Here is a 15985-nt window from a genome sequence, read left to right on the forward strand (position 1 = left end):
TGCCATAATGTCCCCACGTCATCTTTTTCTGAAGCACTGAGCCAACTGCGAGATAACCAACCCCAAGGCAAGTACGGCCTCGCTTTTGAAAAGATGATGGTGAACTACTTCCGCACCGATCCGGTTTTGTGCAGCGAGTACGACCAGGTTTCTCGCTGGACAGATTGGCGCTACAACGACGGCAAGGCAGATACCGGCATCGATCTGGTGGCTCGCCGCCAAGAGGATCGCCGCTGGGTGGCGATCCAGTGCAAGTCTTATAAGCCCACCACTTCCATCCAGAAATCTCACCTGGACTTCTTCTTCGAAGCATCGGGGCGCACCTTCACCACCGAAGAAGGCACAGAATCTTTCGCGCAACGCATCATCTCCACCACGGATAAATGGTCTTCCAATGCTGAAGTCATGCTGGAAAACCAGGGCATCCCCACCAACCGCATTGGTGCTGCCGCCATCGCAGACGCACCGATCCACTGGGACCTCACCTTCCCCGGCTCGGAGATTGAGATCAATCTATCCCCGCGCCAGACCTTCGAGCCCCGCCCGCACCAGGCCACCGCGATTGCCAAGACCATTGAGGGCTTCAACACTCATGACCGCGGCAAGCTCATCATGGCCCGTGGCACGGGCAAAACGTTCACGGCTCTCCGCCTAGCCGAGCAGGTCGCCGAGCTCAACGGTAATCGCGCCCGTGTGCTCTTCCTTGTGCCGTCGATCTCCTTGCTCTCGCTGACGCTCAAGGAGTGGACTGCTCAGGCCCGCCTGGATCTGAAGTTTTATGCGGTGTGTTCCGATACCAAGGTCTCGAAGAAGGCTGAGGATATCGCCTCCTATGACCTGGAAGTTCCCGGTTCTACCAACGGCGCTGATATTGCCGAAGCCCAAACGACCCGCATCCGCAGCCTGCTCGATAACGCCGATGCCACGCTGCTCAAAGAGTTCGATTCCTTCGTGGAAGGCCTACGCGCTAACCTCAACGATTCCATCACGGGCGATGAGGCGATCGGTATGCTCTCGCAACACCTGATCACCGCGCCGGTGTTTAATGCGCTGTTCTCGGAATACGACTTCGCGGCGCACAATCCGGTCTCTCGCGTGATGTAGCGCATGGTGGATGCGCTGGCGGATAAGCGCTTGGAGTCGGAGATGGAAGGCTTGGAGAAGTTCTACCAGTCCGTTCGCGTGCGTGCCAGCGAGGTCACGAGTGCTTCCGGTAAGCAGCAGGTGGTGAAGGAGCTCTACGAGCGCTTCTTCCGCAAGGCCTTTAAAAAGCAGGCAGAGGCCCTGGGCATTGTGTACACGCCGGTGGATATAGTGGACTTCATCTTGCGCGGTGCCGATGAACTTTCAAAGAAGCACTTCGCCCGTGGGCTGACGGATGAGGGCGTGCACGTGCTGGAAGCTTTCAATCCGACTTGGATACAAAATGGCGGCACAGTCGAGTTGGCTGCGTGAGTGGTTCAAATGGGAAGTCATTGGTTCAGCCCAGGGAGAATGAGGTACTAGGGTGAAGATTTGCTGTGTGGAAGGGTGCGGCCAACTCGGAGCGTTTACTACTCGCACGCGGCCGACGTGGTGTCTCGATCACCTCCATCAGTTTTACTCTCAGGGTGGTCTTACCTTGCTTGAAGAATTCACCAAGGCATCTGCCTACTTGCTGACTCGGTGTTTGCGTTGCGGTTTTGAGGGGCACTACCGCTTCGATTATGTTCTTGACCGGTTGCAAGCCGGTGAACTTGTTTGCCGGGCTTGTTACTGGCGTGCGTGGGCGAAGGGAGCCCGCGCCATGTCGGGCTGTTTCGATCAGCCCGTGGAGATATCTTCCGTCAAGAAGAACGCCGAGGCTCATGGCTACACATATCTGGGGCCACTGACGAATCCCAGCTTGGAGGATGATCCTCACGCCACGCGCTGCAATTTCTGCGGCAGGATCGAAGCGCAACGCAATGGGGATATTGGTTGGCGTTGTCCCTGTCGACGGAACCCGAAGTCCGCAACTGCAGGAACCAAGAAGGCCCGAGGCGCTAACCTCCTCAAAAACTCCAGCAACAGAGCTGTCGAATGGTGGGATCACGACCGCAATCCGGAATCCCTCTGGGACACAGCTACTTTAAAAGCGCGCCGAGAAGCATGGTGGACCTGCTCTGAAGGGCATTCGTTCAGGGCTCGCATCCTAGATGTCACGAATGACTATTTCTTCTGCCCTGAGTGTCAGGAGATTCGACGGGTTGCCTGGGAAGAGAAAAGAGCTTCTTTTGCAGGTAAGAATATCGCTGATGTACCCGAGCTGCTGGCCGCTTGGGACGACGACCTCCCTCCTGAGAGTGTTCGAGTCGACGAGAGTCACTGGGGATCGGGTTATAGATTCCGGTGTCCTGCTGGTCACCGAAACACGCGCCAACCTCTCAGCTATCTGTTTGGGGGCTGTTCTGCTTGTAAGGCAATTAAGACCGGGAAAGCTAATGCGGATGCTGCGGCAGCTAATCCCTCCGCGAGCAGGTTGACACCAGAGATCGGCAGCCAGTGGCATCCCACCAAAAATGGCAATTTGCGCCTTGCAGACGTCTCTCCCGAGTCTCGTCGCGTTGTCTGGTGGCGAGACCCTGTCTGCGGACATGAGTTCCAAGCCACTCCCCGAGAACGTGATAAATATGAGCGGTATCGCTGCCCTGTGTGCCATACCATCCTTGATTCCCTGGCATACCATTACCCAGAGGTTGCCGATGAATGGTCGCCAGATAATCCGCTCTCGCCGTGGGAAATCCGTCCGAACACCGCTCAGTTAGCTGAGCCGCCCCTTTGGGCGTGCAAAAACGATCCGGCTCACAGGTGGCGGGCTATGCCAGCAGCGCGAGTCAATGGGTCGCAATGCCCGGAGTGCATCGAAACAGGAAAATCACAGATCGAGGCCGAGTACCATTCGGCAGCCCTTGCGCACTGGGGAAACGCGAAATCTGGTTCCCGCATTCATTCTGCAAAGTTCCAGGCTCACTCTTCCTGGACTGTTGATATTTGCGTGGATCTTCCATCCGGAAAACAGCTCGCCATCGAATATGACGGCTCGTACTGGCATCGGGCCAAGGCGGACGTTGATCGCGTCAAGAGCTTAGATCTCCTGGCATACGGGTTCATTGTTGTTCGACTCCGTGAAGCACCACTCCCTTCGCTGAACATCGCAGACCCGAACTATCGGGAGATCACCGTATGCCCCGGCGCTCAAGACCCTGTACACGATGTCGCAGTTATTGCTGAGACGATCACTTCTTGAGCGGGATCGCCTGCGACCTTCCATCCCTGAACGTGAACGCGATGGTGGAGTCGACGCTGACTTCGGCGTGGTCGACGAGGGTGTGCCATAGGTATGGGGTGAATTCGATGCTTGAGGGGTCGGGGTGCGATTTGTTCCTTGTAGTAGCGGTAGGCGGCTTGCCGGTTCTCTCGGTCGCTGATCTGGTCGAGGAGCTGGTGGTGAGTTCTTTGACGACGTGCTGAAACTTGGGCTCGTTCTCCTCCCGCATCCCGTTCTCGTAGGCCATCCATGCGGTCGCCGGCGAATAGCAGATCCGGCCCGCGTACTCGCCAACCAGGTTCGTCGCCTGGCCGACGTCGGTGAAGTCCTCCGGCTTCAAGCTCGATCACCGGCAGCAGGCCACGCGTGTTCTACAACAGGTCATAGATGAACAGCCAGCCCTTCTGCGTCCAGTACATGTGGGTGCGGGTCTTGCCCTTGTCGTACTCGTGCGTCTTGGGCTGGGTGTAGGCCTGCTCAACGAAGCAGGTCTAGAAGAACCAGCGGCCGGACTGGTGAAACTGCACCTGCTCCTCGCGCAGAATCTGGTTGAGTTTTCTTCGCAGGAAGCCCGTAGTCCTTGGCGATCTCGGTGGTGGTGATCAGCGACGGCGGTGCCACCTCCAACACTGCCTGTTCAGCGGAGAGCCTCTTGGTCCGCTCAGCGCAGGGTGGCGATCGCCCGCTCAAGGAACTCGTCATCATTGAGCAGCTCGTCGATGGCGTACATGCCGTGGCGGCGGATGGACGGGAGGACGTCGTCGAGCACCCACGCCTCGAACTGCTCGGCGGCGGGTAGCTTGAAGGAGACAATCAGCCGGTACAGGTCGCCCTCGCTGATGAACCTGACCTGCTGGATGTCACCAGACGCCTCAAGGGGGTATTGATTAACGGGCCCTTGCAGTGACGCGCCAGGGCATCATTCGTGTTGGCGTAGCCGAGGGCGGTCGCCACGGCCCGGCCGCAGAACAGGATCTGCCCGCCGGAGGTGATGGTTCGGATCGTGCCGAACTCGTGATTGGTGAACGCTTGTAGCGCTGTAGCCATGACCAGCTGCTTTTCTAAGAGCCGGGTAGACAAATCGCGGGCGCGGGATGCGCCAGGCTCTCACCTGGCAGGCATGGCAGGCACCGAAACCGGACACGGTGTGAGGAAGACTCTCGCTCATACGCCCCCGAGGGCCGGCGAATCCGGACGGGTCAGAGGGCACACTAATGTGTGAACGTACCGATGGCTCCGTGCCCCGTGCCATTGCTTCGGCGTCATCAACGAGGTAGCATTGTAGTCAACATGACCGGTTCCGCTGCCCGCCTCGGTGGGAGTCCAGGGCCGGTCTTCGTTTTTCGTATCAAACAGGGGTGCGCGTGGAGCAGGTGAAGCAGTTCAAGACCTACGGTGAACAGGTCGAATTGCTTCGTCAGCGCGGGATGCTAGTGAATGATCCCAAGCATGCCGAGATGCTGCTGGCTCGATTGAACTACTACCGCTTGTCCGGATACTGGTACCCGATGCGCCGTTTCTCCCAAGACGACGGCACCGCCCAAGATGAATTCGTTGACGGAGCATCGTTTGACTTGGTGGTAGCTCTCTACGGGTTTGACGAACAATTGCGCCACAGCGTGTTCTTCGAGCTTGATCGCGTGGAGTTGGCTATTCGGACCAAGCTCGGTCACGAACTGGGCCGCCTTGACCCGCTGATCTATTTGGATCCGCAACGTTTGAACGCCCGGGCACGGCAGCAGAACAAAGACGGGCGTAGCGTGCATGAGGTGTGGCTGAGAAAGTACCAGTCGGCATTGAAAGCGTCGAAGGAGGACTTCGTCGCCCACCACAAATCAAAATATGGCGGGACTCTACCCATCTGGGCGGCCGTCGAAATCATGGATTGGGGAATGCTGTCATACCTGTACGGCATGTCGCCCAATATCGTGCGCAAACGGATTGCCCAACCCTGCGACCTAACTGGTCCTCAGTTCGAATCGTGGCTGAAATCCTTGAATATTCTGCGCAACTACGCAGCTCATCATGCAAGGATGTTCAACCGTGTTTACGACATCAAACCGAAACTGAACAATGACGTCAGGCTGGCTCCGGTAGCTGAAGGAATGAATCGCGTGTTCGGGCAGCTCTCCCTTATCCAATACTTGCACCGCCAACTGGACTTGTCTCCAGCCGACCGGCTACCGACGCTGTTCGACACTTACCCGCACAACCCCATCGTGCCGTTTTCTCGCATAGGCGCACCTGACAACTGGCGCGAGTTGCCTCTTTGGCGTGTTTAATCCTTGCGGTAGTAGTCGCATTCGTAGCCGTCGGCGTCGAGTGGGAGTCCTGCTGCCCAGTCGGGTGGGGTCATCATGAGCTGGCAGGCATCGGCGACGGTGAAGTCGGAGTTTTCGGGTTCGTCGATGACGATTTCGTCTTGGACGTGCATGACAATCGTGTGCCCAGCCTGAGCGGCGGGTGTCATGGCGCGGACAAGAAGGTCACGAGCGACTGCTTGGACGATGTTCTCGACGAGCGTGTCGCCGTAGGTTTCCAGCCGCCCCCATTTGCGTCGGGTCGTGACACCGCTGTAGATGATGGGGTGCCGCCCCTCCGGTTCTCGCCCAGCTTGGGCTTCACTTAGGCCAGCCGTCTGTCTGACGTCGGTGTGATGAACAGGATGCCGGACTCGGCGGTGAAGCCGAGGTTGCGGGGCTGAACAGCCTGGCGGGTGGTGATGGTGTCGAGTGGGGTCTGCTTGACGTTCGCCCAGAGTTGCACGATGTTAGGGTTCGCCGCCCGCCAGGCGTCGACGATGGGTTTGAGTTCGTGCTCGGCCAGCCCCATCCGTAGGGCACCAATCGCCTTGAGCGCTCCGACGGAGCCGTTGTAACCGCAGGCCAGTGTGGCGATCTTCCGCTTCTGGCGCAGCTCAGTGTTGATGCCGTGTTTTTCGACAGGGACGGACGCCGAACATGCGCGACGCGGTCTCGCAGTAGAGGTCTTTGCCGTCGCGGAAGGCTTGGAGGGTGGATGTTTCTCCGGCGAGCCAGGCGATGACACGGGCTTCAATCGCGGAGTAGTCGGCGACGATGAATCGACATCCGGCGCTGGGGATGAACGCGGCACGGATCAACTGGCTCAAGGTGTCGAACACCGAGTCGTAAAGCAGTTAAAGGGCGGCGAAGGTTGCCTTGTCGGGTGAGGGTTCGGGGGCATCGAGGTCAGGCAGGTAGTTTCGGGGCAGGTTTTGGACTTGGACGAGGCGTCCGGCGAACCTGCCGGTGCGTCCCCGCTCCATAGAACTGGATGAGGCCGCGTGCCCTACCGTCCGCACCTGCGAGTTTATACACCGCCTGGTGCTTCTTCACCGAGGATTTCGCCAGGTCACCGCGCAGCTCCAGGACTTCCTCGATCTTGCCCGTGGCGGAGTCGAGGGCTGCTTCGACATCGGTCTTCGCAAGGGAATCGATGTGGCAGCCGTGGGTGGTGAGCCATTCCTTTAACTGGATCGGTGAGTTCGGGTTCTCCAACCCGGTCAACTCCCGCGCCCGTGCAAACGTCACGCTACGGTTCTGGTCGTCGAGAGCGACGGCAGCATCTGCGAGGGTCTGGTCGAGCAGGATTCCCGTGTCGTTGATGTTCTGATCCAGGGCGTAGGCGGCCCACTCGGCGTCAGGCATCGGACACAGCGAGAGTCGGTCGTGGATCGCGAGCTCAAGCTCGACAACGCGCCGGCTGTACTCGACGAACTGTGACCTACCATCTGGGTGGCTGCCGGGGAGATTCGTGGTGCCGTCACCATTCAACACGGAGGATGTGGCTGGCGTGTAGAACTGTTTGATCCGCTGCTTACCCGCCGTGCCCTTCTGAACGTCGAGGTTAAGAGCCACCCCACCGCATCCAGGCTCATCGGCAGACCGAGGTAAGCCGACCACACCATCGTGCAACGCCATTGGCTCGGGTCAAGAAACCCGAGTGTCAACAGCTCGGAAAAAGCTCAATATTGTCAACCACGCTTCAATGAAGTCGATGACGGGGGAATCGATTGAACCCAATATCTATGGAGACTGGTTGAATCAGCGCTCGGAGGAGTTCGAGACCTGACCGGTGTTGGGTGATAAGAAAACTCGCAGTTGAAGAAGTTTTTTTATGGCTACTCGATGGGATTAAGGACAAACCGCGCTTCCTAGCTTTATGCGTTTGCTAAACCGGCGGTAATCAATAACGTTGTTAGGCTGGTTAAGGCGTATTCTGAGGCAGTTGCCGCGCTCCGCTCTGACGAGAAGCCCCAAGAGCTGTTTACGCGTTTGCCTGAACTTGTTGATCCGAAAGAAATTAAGTGGTCATCTAGTTTGACCAATTATTTAACCCGACGTGTCCAGATCGTGCCGAATAGAGGACAAATCGTTCAGTCAATTTATCGACCATTTTGTCGACAGTGCGTGTACTTCGATGAACATTTGAAGCATCGCCTAGCTCAACTTCTCACTATGTTCCCGCCGCCGGAGCACGACAACATCGGGTTTCACATTGTGAATCCGGGAAGCGCTAAACCATTCTCGGCGGTGGCCGTCAAGATGACTCCTGACCTCGTAGCTTGGATTTCTAACGCTGGGCAGTTCTTCCCATGGTGGACGTGGAAATGCGTTGAGGTTGCCGACGGTGTGTTGGATTTGAATTTGGGGCGGACGGTGTCCACTGGCCAAAAAGGGCAGGATGGAGAAACCCGTTCTCGTTACCGGCACGTGGACAACGTTGCCGACGAGATTCTTTCCAAGTATCGTGCGGCGCTCGGGGATGTGACGAAGGACGACATTTTCCATTTCGTGTACGGGCAGTTGCATGACACTGCGTATCGCGCGAAGTACGCGGCTGATCTGAAGAAGATGCTGCCGCACATCGAGACGCCTATCTCACGGGAGTGGTTCGACATGGTGGTGGCGGCTGGCAGTGAACTCACGGCTCTACACGTCGAATACGAGGATGTGGAGGCGTACCCGCTGGACGTGCAGATCAAGCAGGGCTGCTCTGAAGATGATCGCGAGATGTGGCATTTGACGAAGGTGAAGTGGGCTAAGTGCAAAGGTCCCGAGACCGGCAAGAGTGTTAATGATGTGACGAAGACTTTCTACAACACGAAGTTGACGATCACTGGGTTCCCGGAGGATTCGGAAGACTACCTGTTGGGTTCAGGTTCAGTACCGGCTTGGATTATCGACCTCTATCAAGTGAAGAAGGACAAGGCATCGGGTATCGTTAGGGACCCTAATGATTGGGGGCAGACGAGGTGTATAATCCCCGTTACATTGTGGATGTGATTGGGAAGGTCACCCGTGTTGCTGTGGAGACTGTGCGGATCGTACAGATGCTGCAAATGCATGCCGTTGGTGGAATGATTGCGCTTCGACTGCGTAAAATTTGCAGCCTCTCGCCAACACGAGTTGCGATTTTGAGCAGGATTTGTCTCGTCCGGGATCCTTGCTTAGTTGCTAAACTCTTGTAGATTACTGCAGGTGAGGGTCCGTTTTTAGGTCAACTCGAAACTAGAGTGTCCGAGGGTTCGGATGATTGCAGTCTAGCGGCAAATTCCGCCGGGGTGAGATACCCCAGGGGAGAATGACTGTGAAAGCTGTTGTGTGGCGGCGGGTGGCACGTCACTTGGAAAGAATCCTCGATGGTGCTGATAGCAAGGTGGGAGCTAGATCGTGGCATCTTTCCTGTGGGGCAAACATAATCTCGAAGGATTGTGTCAACAAGGATCAATTTTCACTAGCGGCATGGTGATGACCGTCTGCAGTATATGCTCGAAACCGCAATCGTGGGAATATGGCACCCGTAACCTAAACCGGCTGTTCAGTTTCTAACGAAAAGTGGCAGTAGAGCCTCCCGGCGATCCGTGAATCAGAAGAAAGCAGAACCTCATTGATCACTCATCGTTGTTCAAACTCCATGAGGGTATGCCGAAGACCTGGTTCATCGAAAGATATCGAAATTACGTTTTCTTGTCCAGCCCAATCGTTGAGATTTCTAATGGCATCATCGCTGAGCTCTTGCACAAACAGAAATGCAAGGTTGTGCTTGGCACGTGACGCGGCGACATAGAACAGGTTTCTTGAGTGTTGAAACGTACTGTTTTGGAGCTGTTCCGAGTTGTGGTCGGCAATCATTTTTGCGAAGTTATACTTTGACCAGCCACGGCCGACAACAACAATTACATCGTCAAATTCTGCACCCTTGACAGCGTGTTGGGTTGAAAATAGGGATCCGTCCTCGAAATATTGGCGGAGTGCGCGTATTTCGGCATATGGTACGGCTAAGAGTTTCTCATACTCGTCGAGACTTCTCGGCTTCTCAAATGTTTCGTCGGGTGTCAGCACCTGAAGTGACTCTGTCAGCTGGCGATGTCGATCGGCGACTTTTGTGGGAATCGCGAAAAAACTTTGTTGGCGTGAGAGCTCGAGTACATCTCCAACTGTTCCTGTAATGCTTTTGGAATTGAGCGATTCGAAGAATTTAACCCAAAGTTGTTTGTCTTTTGGTGCTCTCAGGGTTGGCCCCTTGCTTCCGAGGATTCGGAACAGCTCTCCGAATTTGCGTTCGACAAAAGCTTGAATTGCAGGCTCTAGGGTGTCGACAAGGAATTCAATAACGGGATCTTCTTTGTGTGTGAAAGCGTCGTTGTAGTGAAAAATCTCTGGAAGGGAGGGGTACCCTAACTCGTTTGCGATCGCGCGGTGTGTGAGCATGAGCACTTTTAGATTCTTTGAGTCCTTTGCCCATACGCTAATTCGAGAGTCTTCCTGAACCCATCTAAGGCATGATTGGGTAGCTTCATGGGAGATTTGCCCCTTCCAAGACCTCGTTAGACGTTTGCCCGGCCATTCGTTCGTGTGAAAAATGGTTACAGTGCCACTTTCGGCGTTCGCTTTTGGAGCCTGCGGTAGCTCGGGTCGTAAATGGTTAAGGAAATCCACTACTGATTTGTCTGACCGGAAGTTAGCGTTCTTAGGGATGTATTCGAGCGAGGAATGCTTAATTGCGCCACAAGTCTTGTCGTAGATCTGTTGCCAGTGGTCGCCAAAGAACCCAACTATAGGTGTTATACGGTCACTGTCCCAGCCAGACAAAATCGCATCTGCAAGTCCAAGCGGAGTGTCTTGATATTCGTCAATAAAGATGACGGGGAACCTATCTGCAATTAGTGACCGAAACTTCTCATTACCGAAAAGCTGAATCGCAAGTTCGGGAATGTCGTCATGATGAAGTGTGATTCGATCTTGGTGTATTCCACGGATACCTAAGTCGTAGACTACCGGAAGTTCTTTGAAATCGGGCCGCTGCTCGTGAACCAGCTGCCAATTTTTCAATGATGGAAGTGCCGATGCTAGAGCCTTTTGGTAAGGGCTGATCATCTCCCAAAGGAACCCATGCAGAGTGTCGGCGAAGATGGTTGGATCTTCGTCAGTTCTTGCCTTGATTTCGTCTCGAGCCACTCTTGTATATGTCAGACAAGCCACTTTTTGGTCAGTGCGAGGTAGATAGTCGGCCTTGTTTTCCAAAATGTGCCGCAGTGCTTGGATCAGCGAGTATGTCTTGCCTGCTCCGGCTCCGGCTTCAAGTATAAAGTTTTTCCTATTCTTGAGAGCCGTGAAGAGGGCGTCAATTGTCTCCTCACTCATCAGTTCAGCGTTGTTTGCCAGGGATTTTTCTTTGTGCTTCATAGAACCACGCCTGTAGCTGCTTGTTCTGGCTCGGTCAGTGTAGGGTAGCTAACTAGCCAATCGAGACCTTGTTGGATATACCGAGGGATTTTCCAGTTACTCTGGTCCACGGCGAATCGCAATGCAAAATCGCTTTTCTTTAGGCGTCCAGCAGCTTCCCGTACGAGCTGCTCGTCGCCGATTTCCTTCGTAAGAGTTAGCCCCTCCACCTCAGGGTTTGCAAGCAGGAAAGCATCCTCGAACGTACGTCCACAAGCTTCGGTATCTGCTTCGGGGACTTGGAACGCAAGGTAGCGGTTCTTCGAGATAATTTCGTCCGACTTTGCAGCCTCTAAAAGGTCAGTCGGAGTTTGCACTGCTGTTTTTTCTGGGTTTTCGAACCATTTCTTAATCGTCTCGTTGCTGGTGGCTGTGCCCGAGTGCACAGTTGTTGCAACTAGACGGGATGTCGATTCAGATTGTTCGACAGCATCGATGTCCGTGATGACTAGCGTTGGAATGTGCAAGAAATCAAGGAGCGGGAAAAATAAATGTGCGTAAGCCCCTCCCACTTCCATGATGGTGACATACTGGTTCCCGAGTTCATGCTTAGAATTCCTGATGCCCGCGGGAACAATAAGGCGTTCGCTGGTTCCTTCTACAAGTATCGCTTTGTCCGCGAAAAAGAGGTCTGAGCGAACCAAAGTCAGGTACTTGTGAAGGAACTCCTCATCGATATCCTCTGCGTCCGTGAGATTTAGAACAACTGTGTGGCAGCCTATGTTGGCTTCAGGGGCGTTTTCAACTCTGAAGTACCGGATAGCCGAAAATTTGGCACGGTTGGCAACGTGAGACGAATGGGTTGACACTGTGAACTGAGGCCACCAGTTTTGTTCCACTTCGTGCAGAGCAGGGAAGAGCATCGAGACCGAAGCGAGTTGTTCGATAAATACCTCTTGCATCTGTGGGTGAAGATGCGCCTCAGGCTCTTCGATGAATATCAAATGCAATCCAGGTAAGTTGCCTCTGCTGGCAAACTCGCGGTAGTAGCTAAGCAGAGTGAAGAGCATTAAGATGAGGTTTCGAGATCCGAGTCCGCTGTAGGATTCGGGGAGGGTCACCCCTGCTGCACCATCGTAGCGGATGCTGGTGTGTTTTCCTAAGACTCGTGCGATGTCTAAGGTGGTTTCGGCTCTGATGCCTGGATCCACAAGGCCGGGGTAACCAAAGCTTTGGAGTGCAGGAATGAGCCCCTCCACCATTTCACTGACTTTTGCACCCAGCTGGCGCTCAATATCAGCGACTGCTTCTTTGAGTGCTTCCACGGTATTTTTCTGACTGTTTCCATCTTCTTCTCGCGCGGCGGCATCAAAAAGTGTCTGGAAAATGTCTCCGATTAGGTCCTTTGGTCGTTCTTTTTCATCATCAAGACCTCGTTGAGCTTTCAAGAAGTGAACGGTAAGAATGCGCTGCATTGCCTCAATGGTGATTTCTCGCCTGTTTGTGACATCGCCAGGATCAATTGCCGTGATTGATCGCCCATACATCGCTGGAACTCGATCATTAATGATCGTGAGAACACTTTCTAGGTCCGCTTTTCCGGAGTCCGACCTGTCCGCAATCCCTTCAAAGAAGTGCGCGAGCTTTCCTCCCCCAAGTGAGTATTCGAGACGAATCTTTGCTTTTGTGCAGTTCGGATCGAGATCGACGATAGCTGCTGAAAGTGGACCGTATGCGTGCAAATCTTTTGAATACGAAATCTCTACAGTGAGCGAGATTGCGGGGAGGGTGTCTCTTGCGGATTTTTCGTCTCCAGAATTGTAAAATTCCCATGCTTCAAGAAACTCGGGATAACATTCAGACGAAAAATCAGCCAAAGTAAGTTTTAACGGGGGCGTTTGCAGAAAGCGTGCACATGCCTCGGCAAACGTAGTTTTTCCACTGTTATTACGGCCCACTAAGACGGTGGTCTCGGAGTCCAGATCAATTTCTGTGCTTCGCAATAGCCGGAAATTCTGGATCTGAATTTTGGAAATCCTCATTGGGGCGGGCGACCGACGTTGGTCGACGCTGGGGCTTGGGGTCGCGGATTGCTGAGCCATTTGTGATCCTATTTGCAAAACTGAAAGACGCTAGAAGATATCGATTATTAGCCATCGGTTGATTGAACGCTCCTCCTTCAGGTGCTCTGACCAGATAAAAATTGTTCCGGTAAGACTTAGAGAAGAGCTCAAAGCGAAGATCAAAGTGCCGTTACGGTGGGGGAATCTATCGCTGCACATAAGTGTAGACCACCCCAGCTTCGATCAGTGGGATTGTGGAGTTACCGTGGAAGCTAGTTTCTGGAAGTAACCAAAATCTTTCCTATTTATCTGCAAAATTGACTCGGACTTGGTTTCCTGGCTTGACCACAGGTCATCTTCTTTGGAGCATTTTGCAGCTGGATGGCATTACTTCAGTTGTTTATCCCAGCCTATGCACCCTACTCATCGGCAAGGCGCTGAAAGAATTCTTCCTCCGTGAGTACCTCGATAGGCGAGCCTGCATTTCGAAGCTTTGTTGCTTTTGTGAGTTTGTTGGAGGCGGACGATCCCTCCGATCAAAATTTCGGATTCGGAATGCCAACTACCAAGATCTTCGTCTTTTTCGTGAGATTCTTTTCCGAGCTTCCTCCGATCGATTCGACGAGTTTTTGGATGTCAGCGCGTTGACCGCGCTGCAGCGTGCCTGTGAAAGTGACTCTTTCTCCCTCAAGTGCACGTGAGCTTCCGCATTCCTCGAGGAGGCCTTTGACCACCGATTGGTCTACGGTTGGTTGTGTTCGTTGGCGTGAGCGCGACGTTCCACCGGGCGGGCATAGCTCAACAATCCTTTCGAAACCGAATTCTTCCTACATTCGGACAAAAAATCAGCCACACGCCTCAGCATCCGCACTCGCCTCGTGGGGGGGGTGAGGGCTCGCCGGGAAAATAGTGATCCAAGACTTTGTCGAGACTCTTGCGATCAATCTCATCTGCTAGGGCAAGTCGAGCCATTCGGAGGGTGCAAAGTCGTGCGTTGCTAAAGGGTGGCATGCCGCATGTCTCGTCAAGATCCTTAAGGAAGTAGCCGTCAAAAGCAATGTTGTGGGCGACGAGCGGTCGTTCTTCGATGAATTCTGCAACAGCTGGGCGAACCTCTGGCCACTTTGGAGTCTCCTCGACGTCTTTTGAAGTGATGCCGTGAATTCAAACGTTGACCGGGTTGAAGTAATTCACTCCGGAATGCGGACGAAGCAGCGTGTAGGTGCGATCTAAAACATTTCCTTGACTGTCAAAAGCAGCCAGATCCAATGCGTAAGCGGAGCGCCGTTGCTCATTAGCTGTTTCAAAGTCAATTGCAACGAATTCTTGCGTTGGGCGTTTTCTCCAATTCCTGGATCGTGCGCTCCTAACACCTCCACCCAAACCTCTACCTCAACCCCGCCACGCCCCAAGCGGGTGCAACCATCAAACCCCATCGCCACTATCGTGCGATACTAAATGGCGTGGCTAAAAAGAAAATCGCGAACGTCCTATCCAACCGTTATGCATCGGAGGCTCTAGCAAGCCTGTGGAGCCCCGAATCCAAGGTGGTGCTGGAACGCCAACTCTGGATCGCTGTGATGAAGGCTCAGCGCGAGCTCGGCGTGGACGTGCCCGCCGAGGCCATCCGTGCCTATGAAGATGTGGTGGATCAGGTGGATCTGGCCAGCATCGCTGAGCGCGAGAAGGTCACCCGCCATGATGTGAAGGCTCGCATCGAGGAGTTCAACGCCCTGGCCGGCTATGAGCACGTGCACAAGGGCATGACCTCGCGCGATCTCACCGAGAACGTCGAGCAGCTCCAGGTATTCCGCTCACTTGAACTCATTCACGGCAAGGCCGTGGCTGTGGTGTCTCGCCTGGCTGAGCACGCCGCAAATTACAAAACCCTGGTCATGGCTGGGCGTTCCCACAATGTGGCAGCCCAGGCCACCACTTTGGGCAAGCGCTTTGCTTCTGCTGCAGAAGAGATGCTGGTGGCCATTGAGCGGGTAGAAAACCTGCTCAGCCGCTACCCACTGCGCGGCATTAAAGGCCCGATGGGTACTGCTCAAGACATGCTGGATCTGCTCGGCGGCGACGAGGCCAAGCTCGCCTCGCTTGAGACGCAGATCGCTGATTATCTGGGCTTTGCCAATGTGTTCGATTCCGTTGGCCAGGTCTATCCGCGTTCCTTGGACTTCGATGCCGTCTCCTCCCTGGTGCAGTTGGGTGCAGGGCCGTCGAGCCTTGCCACCACCATTCGCCTGATGGCCGGCAACGAGACTGTGACGGAGGGCTTCAAGGAAGGCCAGGTGGGTTCCTCGGCCATGCCGCACAAGATGAATGCCCGCTCCTGCGAGCGCGTGGGCGGCATGCAGGTGATTCTGCGCGGTTACCTCACCATGTTGGCTGACCTTTCTGGCCAGCAGTGGAATGAGGGCGATGTGTTCTGCTCCGTGGTGCGCCGCGTGGCTTTGCCCGATGCCTTCTTCACCATCGACGGCATGTTTGAAACCTTCCTCACCGTCTTGGATGAGTTCGGTGCCTTCCCGGCCATGATCGACCGCGAGCTTGAGCGCTACCTGCCCTTCCTCGCCACCACCCGCATCCTCATGGCCGCGGTGCGCGCCGGGGTTGGACGTGAGACTGCTCACGAAGTGATCAAGGAAAATGCCGTGGCAGTGGCGCTGAACATGCGCGAAAACGGTGGGGAACAGGAGCTCGTCGAAAAGCTAGCAGCAGATGAGCGTCTACCTATGAATAAGGAAGAAATTGAGGCTGCGCTGGCAGATCGCCACGCCTTTATTGGTTCCGCCGAGTCCCAGGTGGATCGCGTCTTGGCGCGGGTGCGTGACCTGGTCAATCGTTACCCAGAGGCAGCTCAGTACACCCCCGGTGAGATCCTCTAGCCCCTGGGGCGGGGTGAAGTAAGTTTCGTGCTGAGGGCGGGAGGTCTACACTTG

15 protein-coding genes and 3 pseudogenes are annotated in these 15985 nt (G+C 54.8%); 7 read left to right on the plus strand and 11 right to left on the minus strand.

From position 1 onward, the window contains the following. Positions 1-36 precede the first annotated feature (36 nt). Together IEU99_RS09390 and IEU99_RS09395 are read left to right on the plus strand one after the other, a co-directional pair. Positions 37-1362 (plus strand): annotated as a pseudogene (locus tag IEU99_RS09390) (restriction endonuclease); the annotation flags it as partial. Positions 1363-1621: 259 nt separating this feature from the next. After that, complete coding sequence (locus IEU99_RS09395) at positions 1622-3268, plus strand: zinc-ribbon domain-containing protein (RefSeq protein ID WP_128889244.1); 1647 nt, start codon at positions 1622-1624, stop codon at positions 3266-3268. Here IEU99_RS09395 and IEU99_RS09400 read toward each other — a convergent pair. Beyond that, positions 3258-3629, minus strand: a complete 372-nt coding sequence (locus IEU99_RS09400) for a hypothetical protein (RefSeq protein ID WP_128889245.1) — start codon at positions 3627-3629, stop codon at positions 3258-3260. The two genes, IEU99_RS09395 and IEU99_RS09400, sit on opposite strands and share 11 nt — an antisense overlap. 31 nt (positions 3630-3660) lie before the next feature. Then, positions 3661-3720 (minus strand): annotated as a pseudogene (locus IEU99_RS11110) (hypothetical protein); the annotation flags it as partial. Between the two features lie 221 nt (positions 3721-3941). Here IEU99_RS11110 and IEU99_RS11115 point away from each other — a divergent pair. Beyond that, on the plus strand, positions 3942-4088 hold the full coding sequence (locus tag IEU99_RS11115; RefSeq protein WP_229718471.1) for a hypothetical protein: 147 nt from the start codon (positions 3942-3944) through the stop codon (positions 4086-4088). Positions 4089-4102: 14 nt separating this feature from the next. Here the strand turns inward: IEU99_RS11115 and IEU99_RS11120 are convergent, their stop codons facing one another. Further along, on the minus strand, positions 4103-4243 hold the full coding sequence (locus IEU99_RS11120; protein ID WP_268234369.1) for a hypothetical protein: 141 nt from the start codon (positions 4241-4243) through the stop codon (positions 4103-4105). Between IEU99_RS11120 and IEU99_RS11125 the strand changes: the two genes are divergently transcribed. Next, a complete protein-coding gene (locus IEU99_RS11125; protein WP_268234370.1) occupies positions 4193-4324 on the plus strand; it encodes a hypothetical protein in 132 nt (43 codons plus the stop codon). The genes IEU99_RS11120 and IEU99_RS11125 overlap by 51 nt on opposite strands. Before the next feature lie 329 nt (positions 4325-4653). Then, positions 4654-5571: an Abi family protein gene (locus tag IEU99_RS09410; RefSeq protein ID WP_128889246.1), complete on the plus strand. Its 918-nt coding sequence runs from the start codon at positions 4654-4656 to the stop codon at positions 5569-5571. On the opposite strand, the gene IEU99_RS11000 is transcribed toward IEU99_RS09410, so the two are convergent. The 4 genes from IEU99_RS11000 to IEU99_RS11015 all read right to left on the minus strand — a co-directional run bounded on the left by IEU99_RS11000 (position 5568) and on the right by IEU99_RS11015 (position 7167). Further along, on the minus strand, positions 5568-5759 hold the full coding sequence (locus IEU99_RS11000; protein ID WP_229718460.1) for a hypothetical protein: 192 nt from the start codon (positions 5757-5759) through the stop codon (positions 5568-5570). The genes IEU99_RS09410 and IEU99_RS11000 overlap by 4 nt on opposite strands. A 155-nt stretch (positions 5760-5914) precedes the next feature. Next, a complete protein-coding gene (locus IEU99_RS11005) occupies positions 5915-6121 on the minus strand; it encodes a hypothetical protein (protein ID WP_229718461.1) in 207 nt (68 codons plus the stop codon). Positions 6122-6206: 85 nt separating this feature from the next. Further along, on the minus strand, positions 6207-6419 hold the full coding sequence (locus tag IEU99_RS11010) for a DNA polymerase (protein WP_229718462.1): 213 nt from the start codon (positions 6417-6419) through the stop codon (positions 6207-6209). 79 nt (positions 6420-6498) lie between these two features. Next, the gene (locus IEU99_RS11015; protein WP_206731209.1) at positions 6499-7167 is read right to left on the minus strand and encodes a DNA polymerase family A protein; all 669 of its coding nucleotides are present in this window, start codon (positions 7165-7167) and stop codon (positions 6499-6501) included. Positions 7168-7482: 315 nt separating this feature from the next. On the opposite strand from IEU99_RS11015, the pseudogene IEU99_RS09420 reads away from it, so the two are divergent. Continuing rightward, positions 7483-8595, plus strand: a pseudogene (locus IEU99_RS09420) (type ISP restriction/modification enzyme); the annotation flags it as partial. Positions 8596-9207: 612 nt separating this feature from the next. Here IEU99_RS09420 and IEU99_RS09425 read toward each other — a convergent pair. The 4 genes from IEU99_RS09425 to IEU99_RS11090 form a co-directional block, all read right to left on the minus strand. Further along, positions 9208-10998, minus strand: a complete 1791-nt coding sequence (locus tag IEU99_RS09425; protein WP_128889248.1) for an AAA family ATPase — start codon at positions 10996-10998, stop codon at positions 9208-9210. Then, positions 10995-13079, minus strand: a complete 2085-nt coding sequence (locus IEU99_RS09430; RefSeq protein WP_128889249.1) for an ATP-dependent nuclease — start codon at positions 13077-13079, stop codon at positions 10995-10997. The genes IEU99_RS09425 and IEU99_RS09430 overlap by 4 nt, the downstream gene beginning before the upstream one ends. A gap of 497 nt (positions 13080-13576) precedes the next feature. After that, positions 13577-13774, minus strand: a complete 198-nt coding sequence (locus IEU99_RS11085; protein ID WP_206731210.1) for a BRCT domain-containing protein — start codon at positions 13772-13774, stop codon at positions 13577-13579. Between the two features lie 124 nt (positions 13775-13898). Then, positions 13899-14204 (minus strand): 3'-5' exonuclease, encoded by a 306-nt coding sequence (locus IEU99_RS11090; protein ID WP_206731220.1) that lies wholly within the window; start codon positions 14202-14204, stop codon positions 13899-13901. 299 nt (positions 14205-14503) lie between these two features. On the opposite strand from IEU99_RS11090, the gene purB reads away from it, so the two are divergent. After that, the gene (purB, locus tag IEU99_RS09440; protein ID WP_371869484.1) at positions 14504-15931 is read left to right on the plus strand and encodes an adenylosuccinate lyase; all 1428 of its coding nucleotides are present in this window, start codon (positions 14504-14506) and stop codon (positions 15929-15931) included. Positions 15932-15985: the final 54 nt, after the last annotated feature.

This window comes from Corynebacterium pelargi, assembly GCF_014635485.1.
Classification (GTDB): Bacteria; Actinomycetota; Actinomycetes; order Mycobacteriales; family Mycobacteriaceae; genus Corynebacterium; species Corynebacterium pelargi.

Bases quoted from the DNA above. Each gene is read 5' to 3' on its own strand.
- IEU99_RS09430 (WP_128889249.1), bottom strand. From the start codon at position 13,079: ATGGCTCAGCAATCCGCGACCCCAAGCCCCAGCGTCGACCAACGTCGG.
- IEU99_RS09425 (WP_128889248.1), bottom strand. From the start codon at position 10,998: ATGAAGCACAAAGAAAAATCCCTGGCAAACAACGCTGAACTGATGAGT.
- IEU99_RS11005 (WP_229718461.1), bottom strand. From the start codon at position 6,121: ATGGGGCTGGCCGAGCACGAACTCAAACCCATCGTCGACGCCTGGCGG.
- IEU99_RS11000 (WP_229718460.1), bottom strand. From the start codon at position 5,759: ATGACACCCGCCGCTCAGGCTGGGCACACGATTGTCATGCACGTCCAA.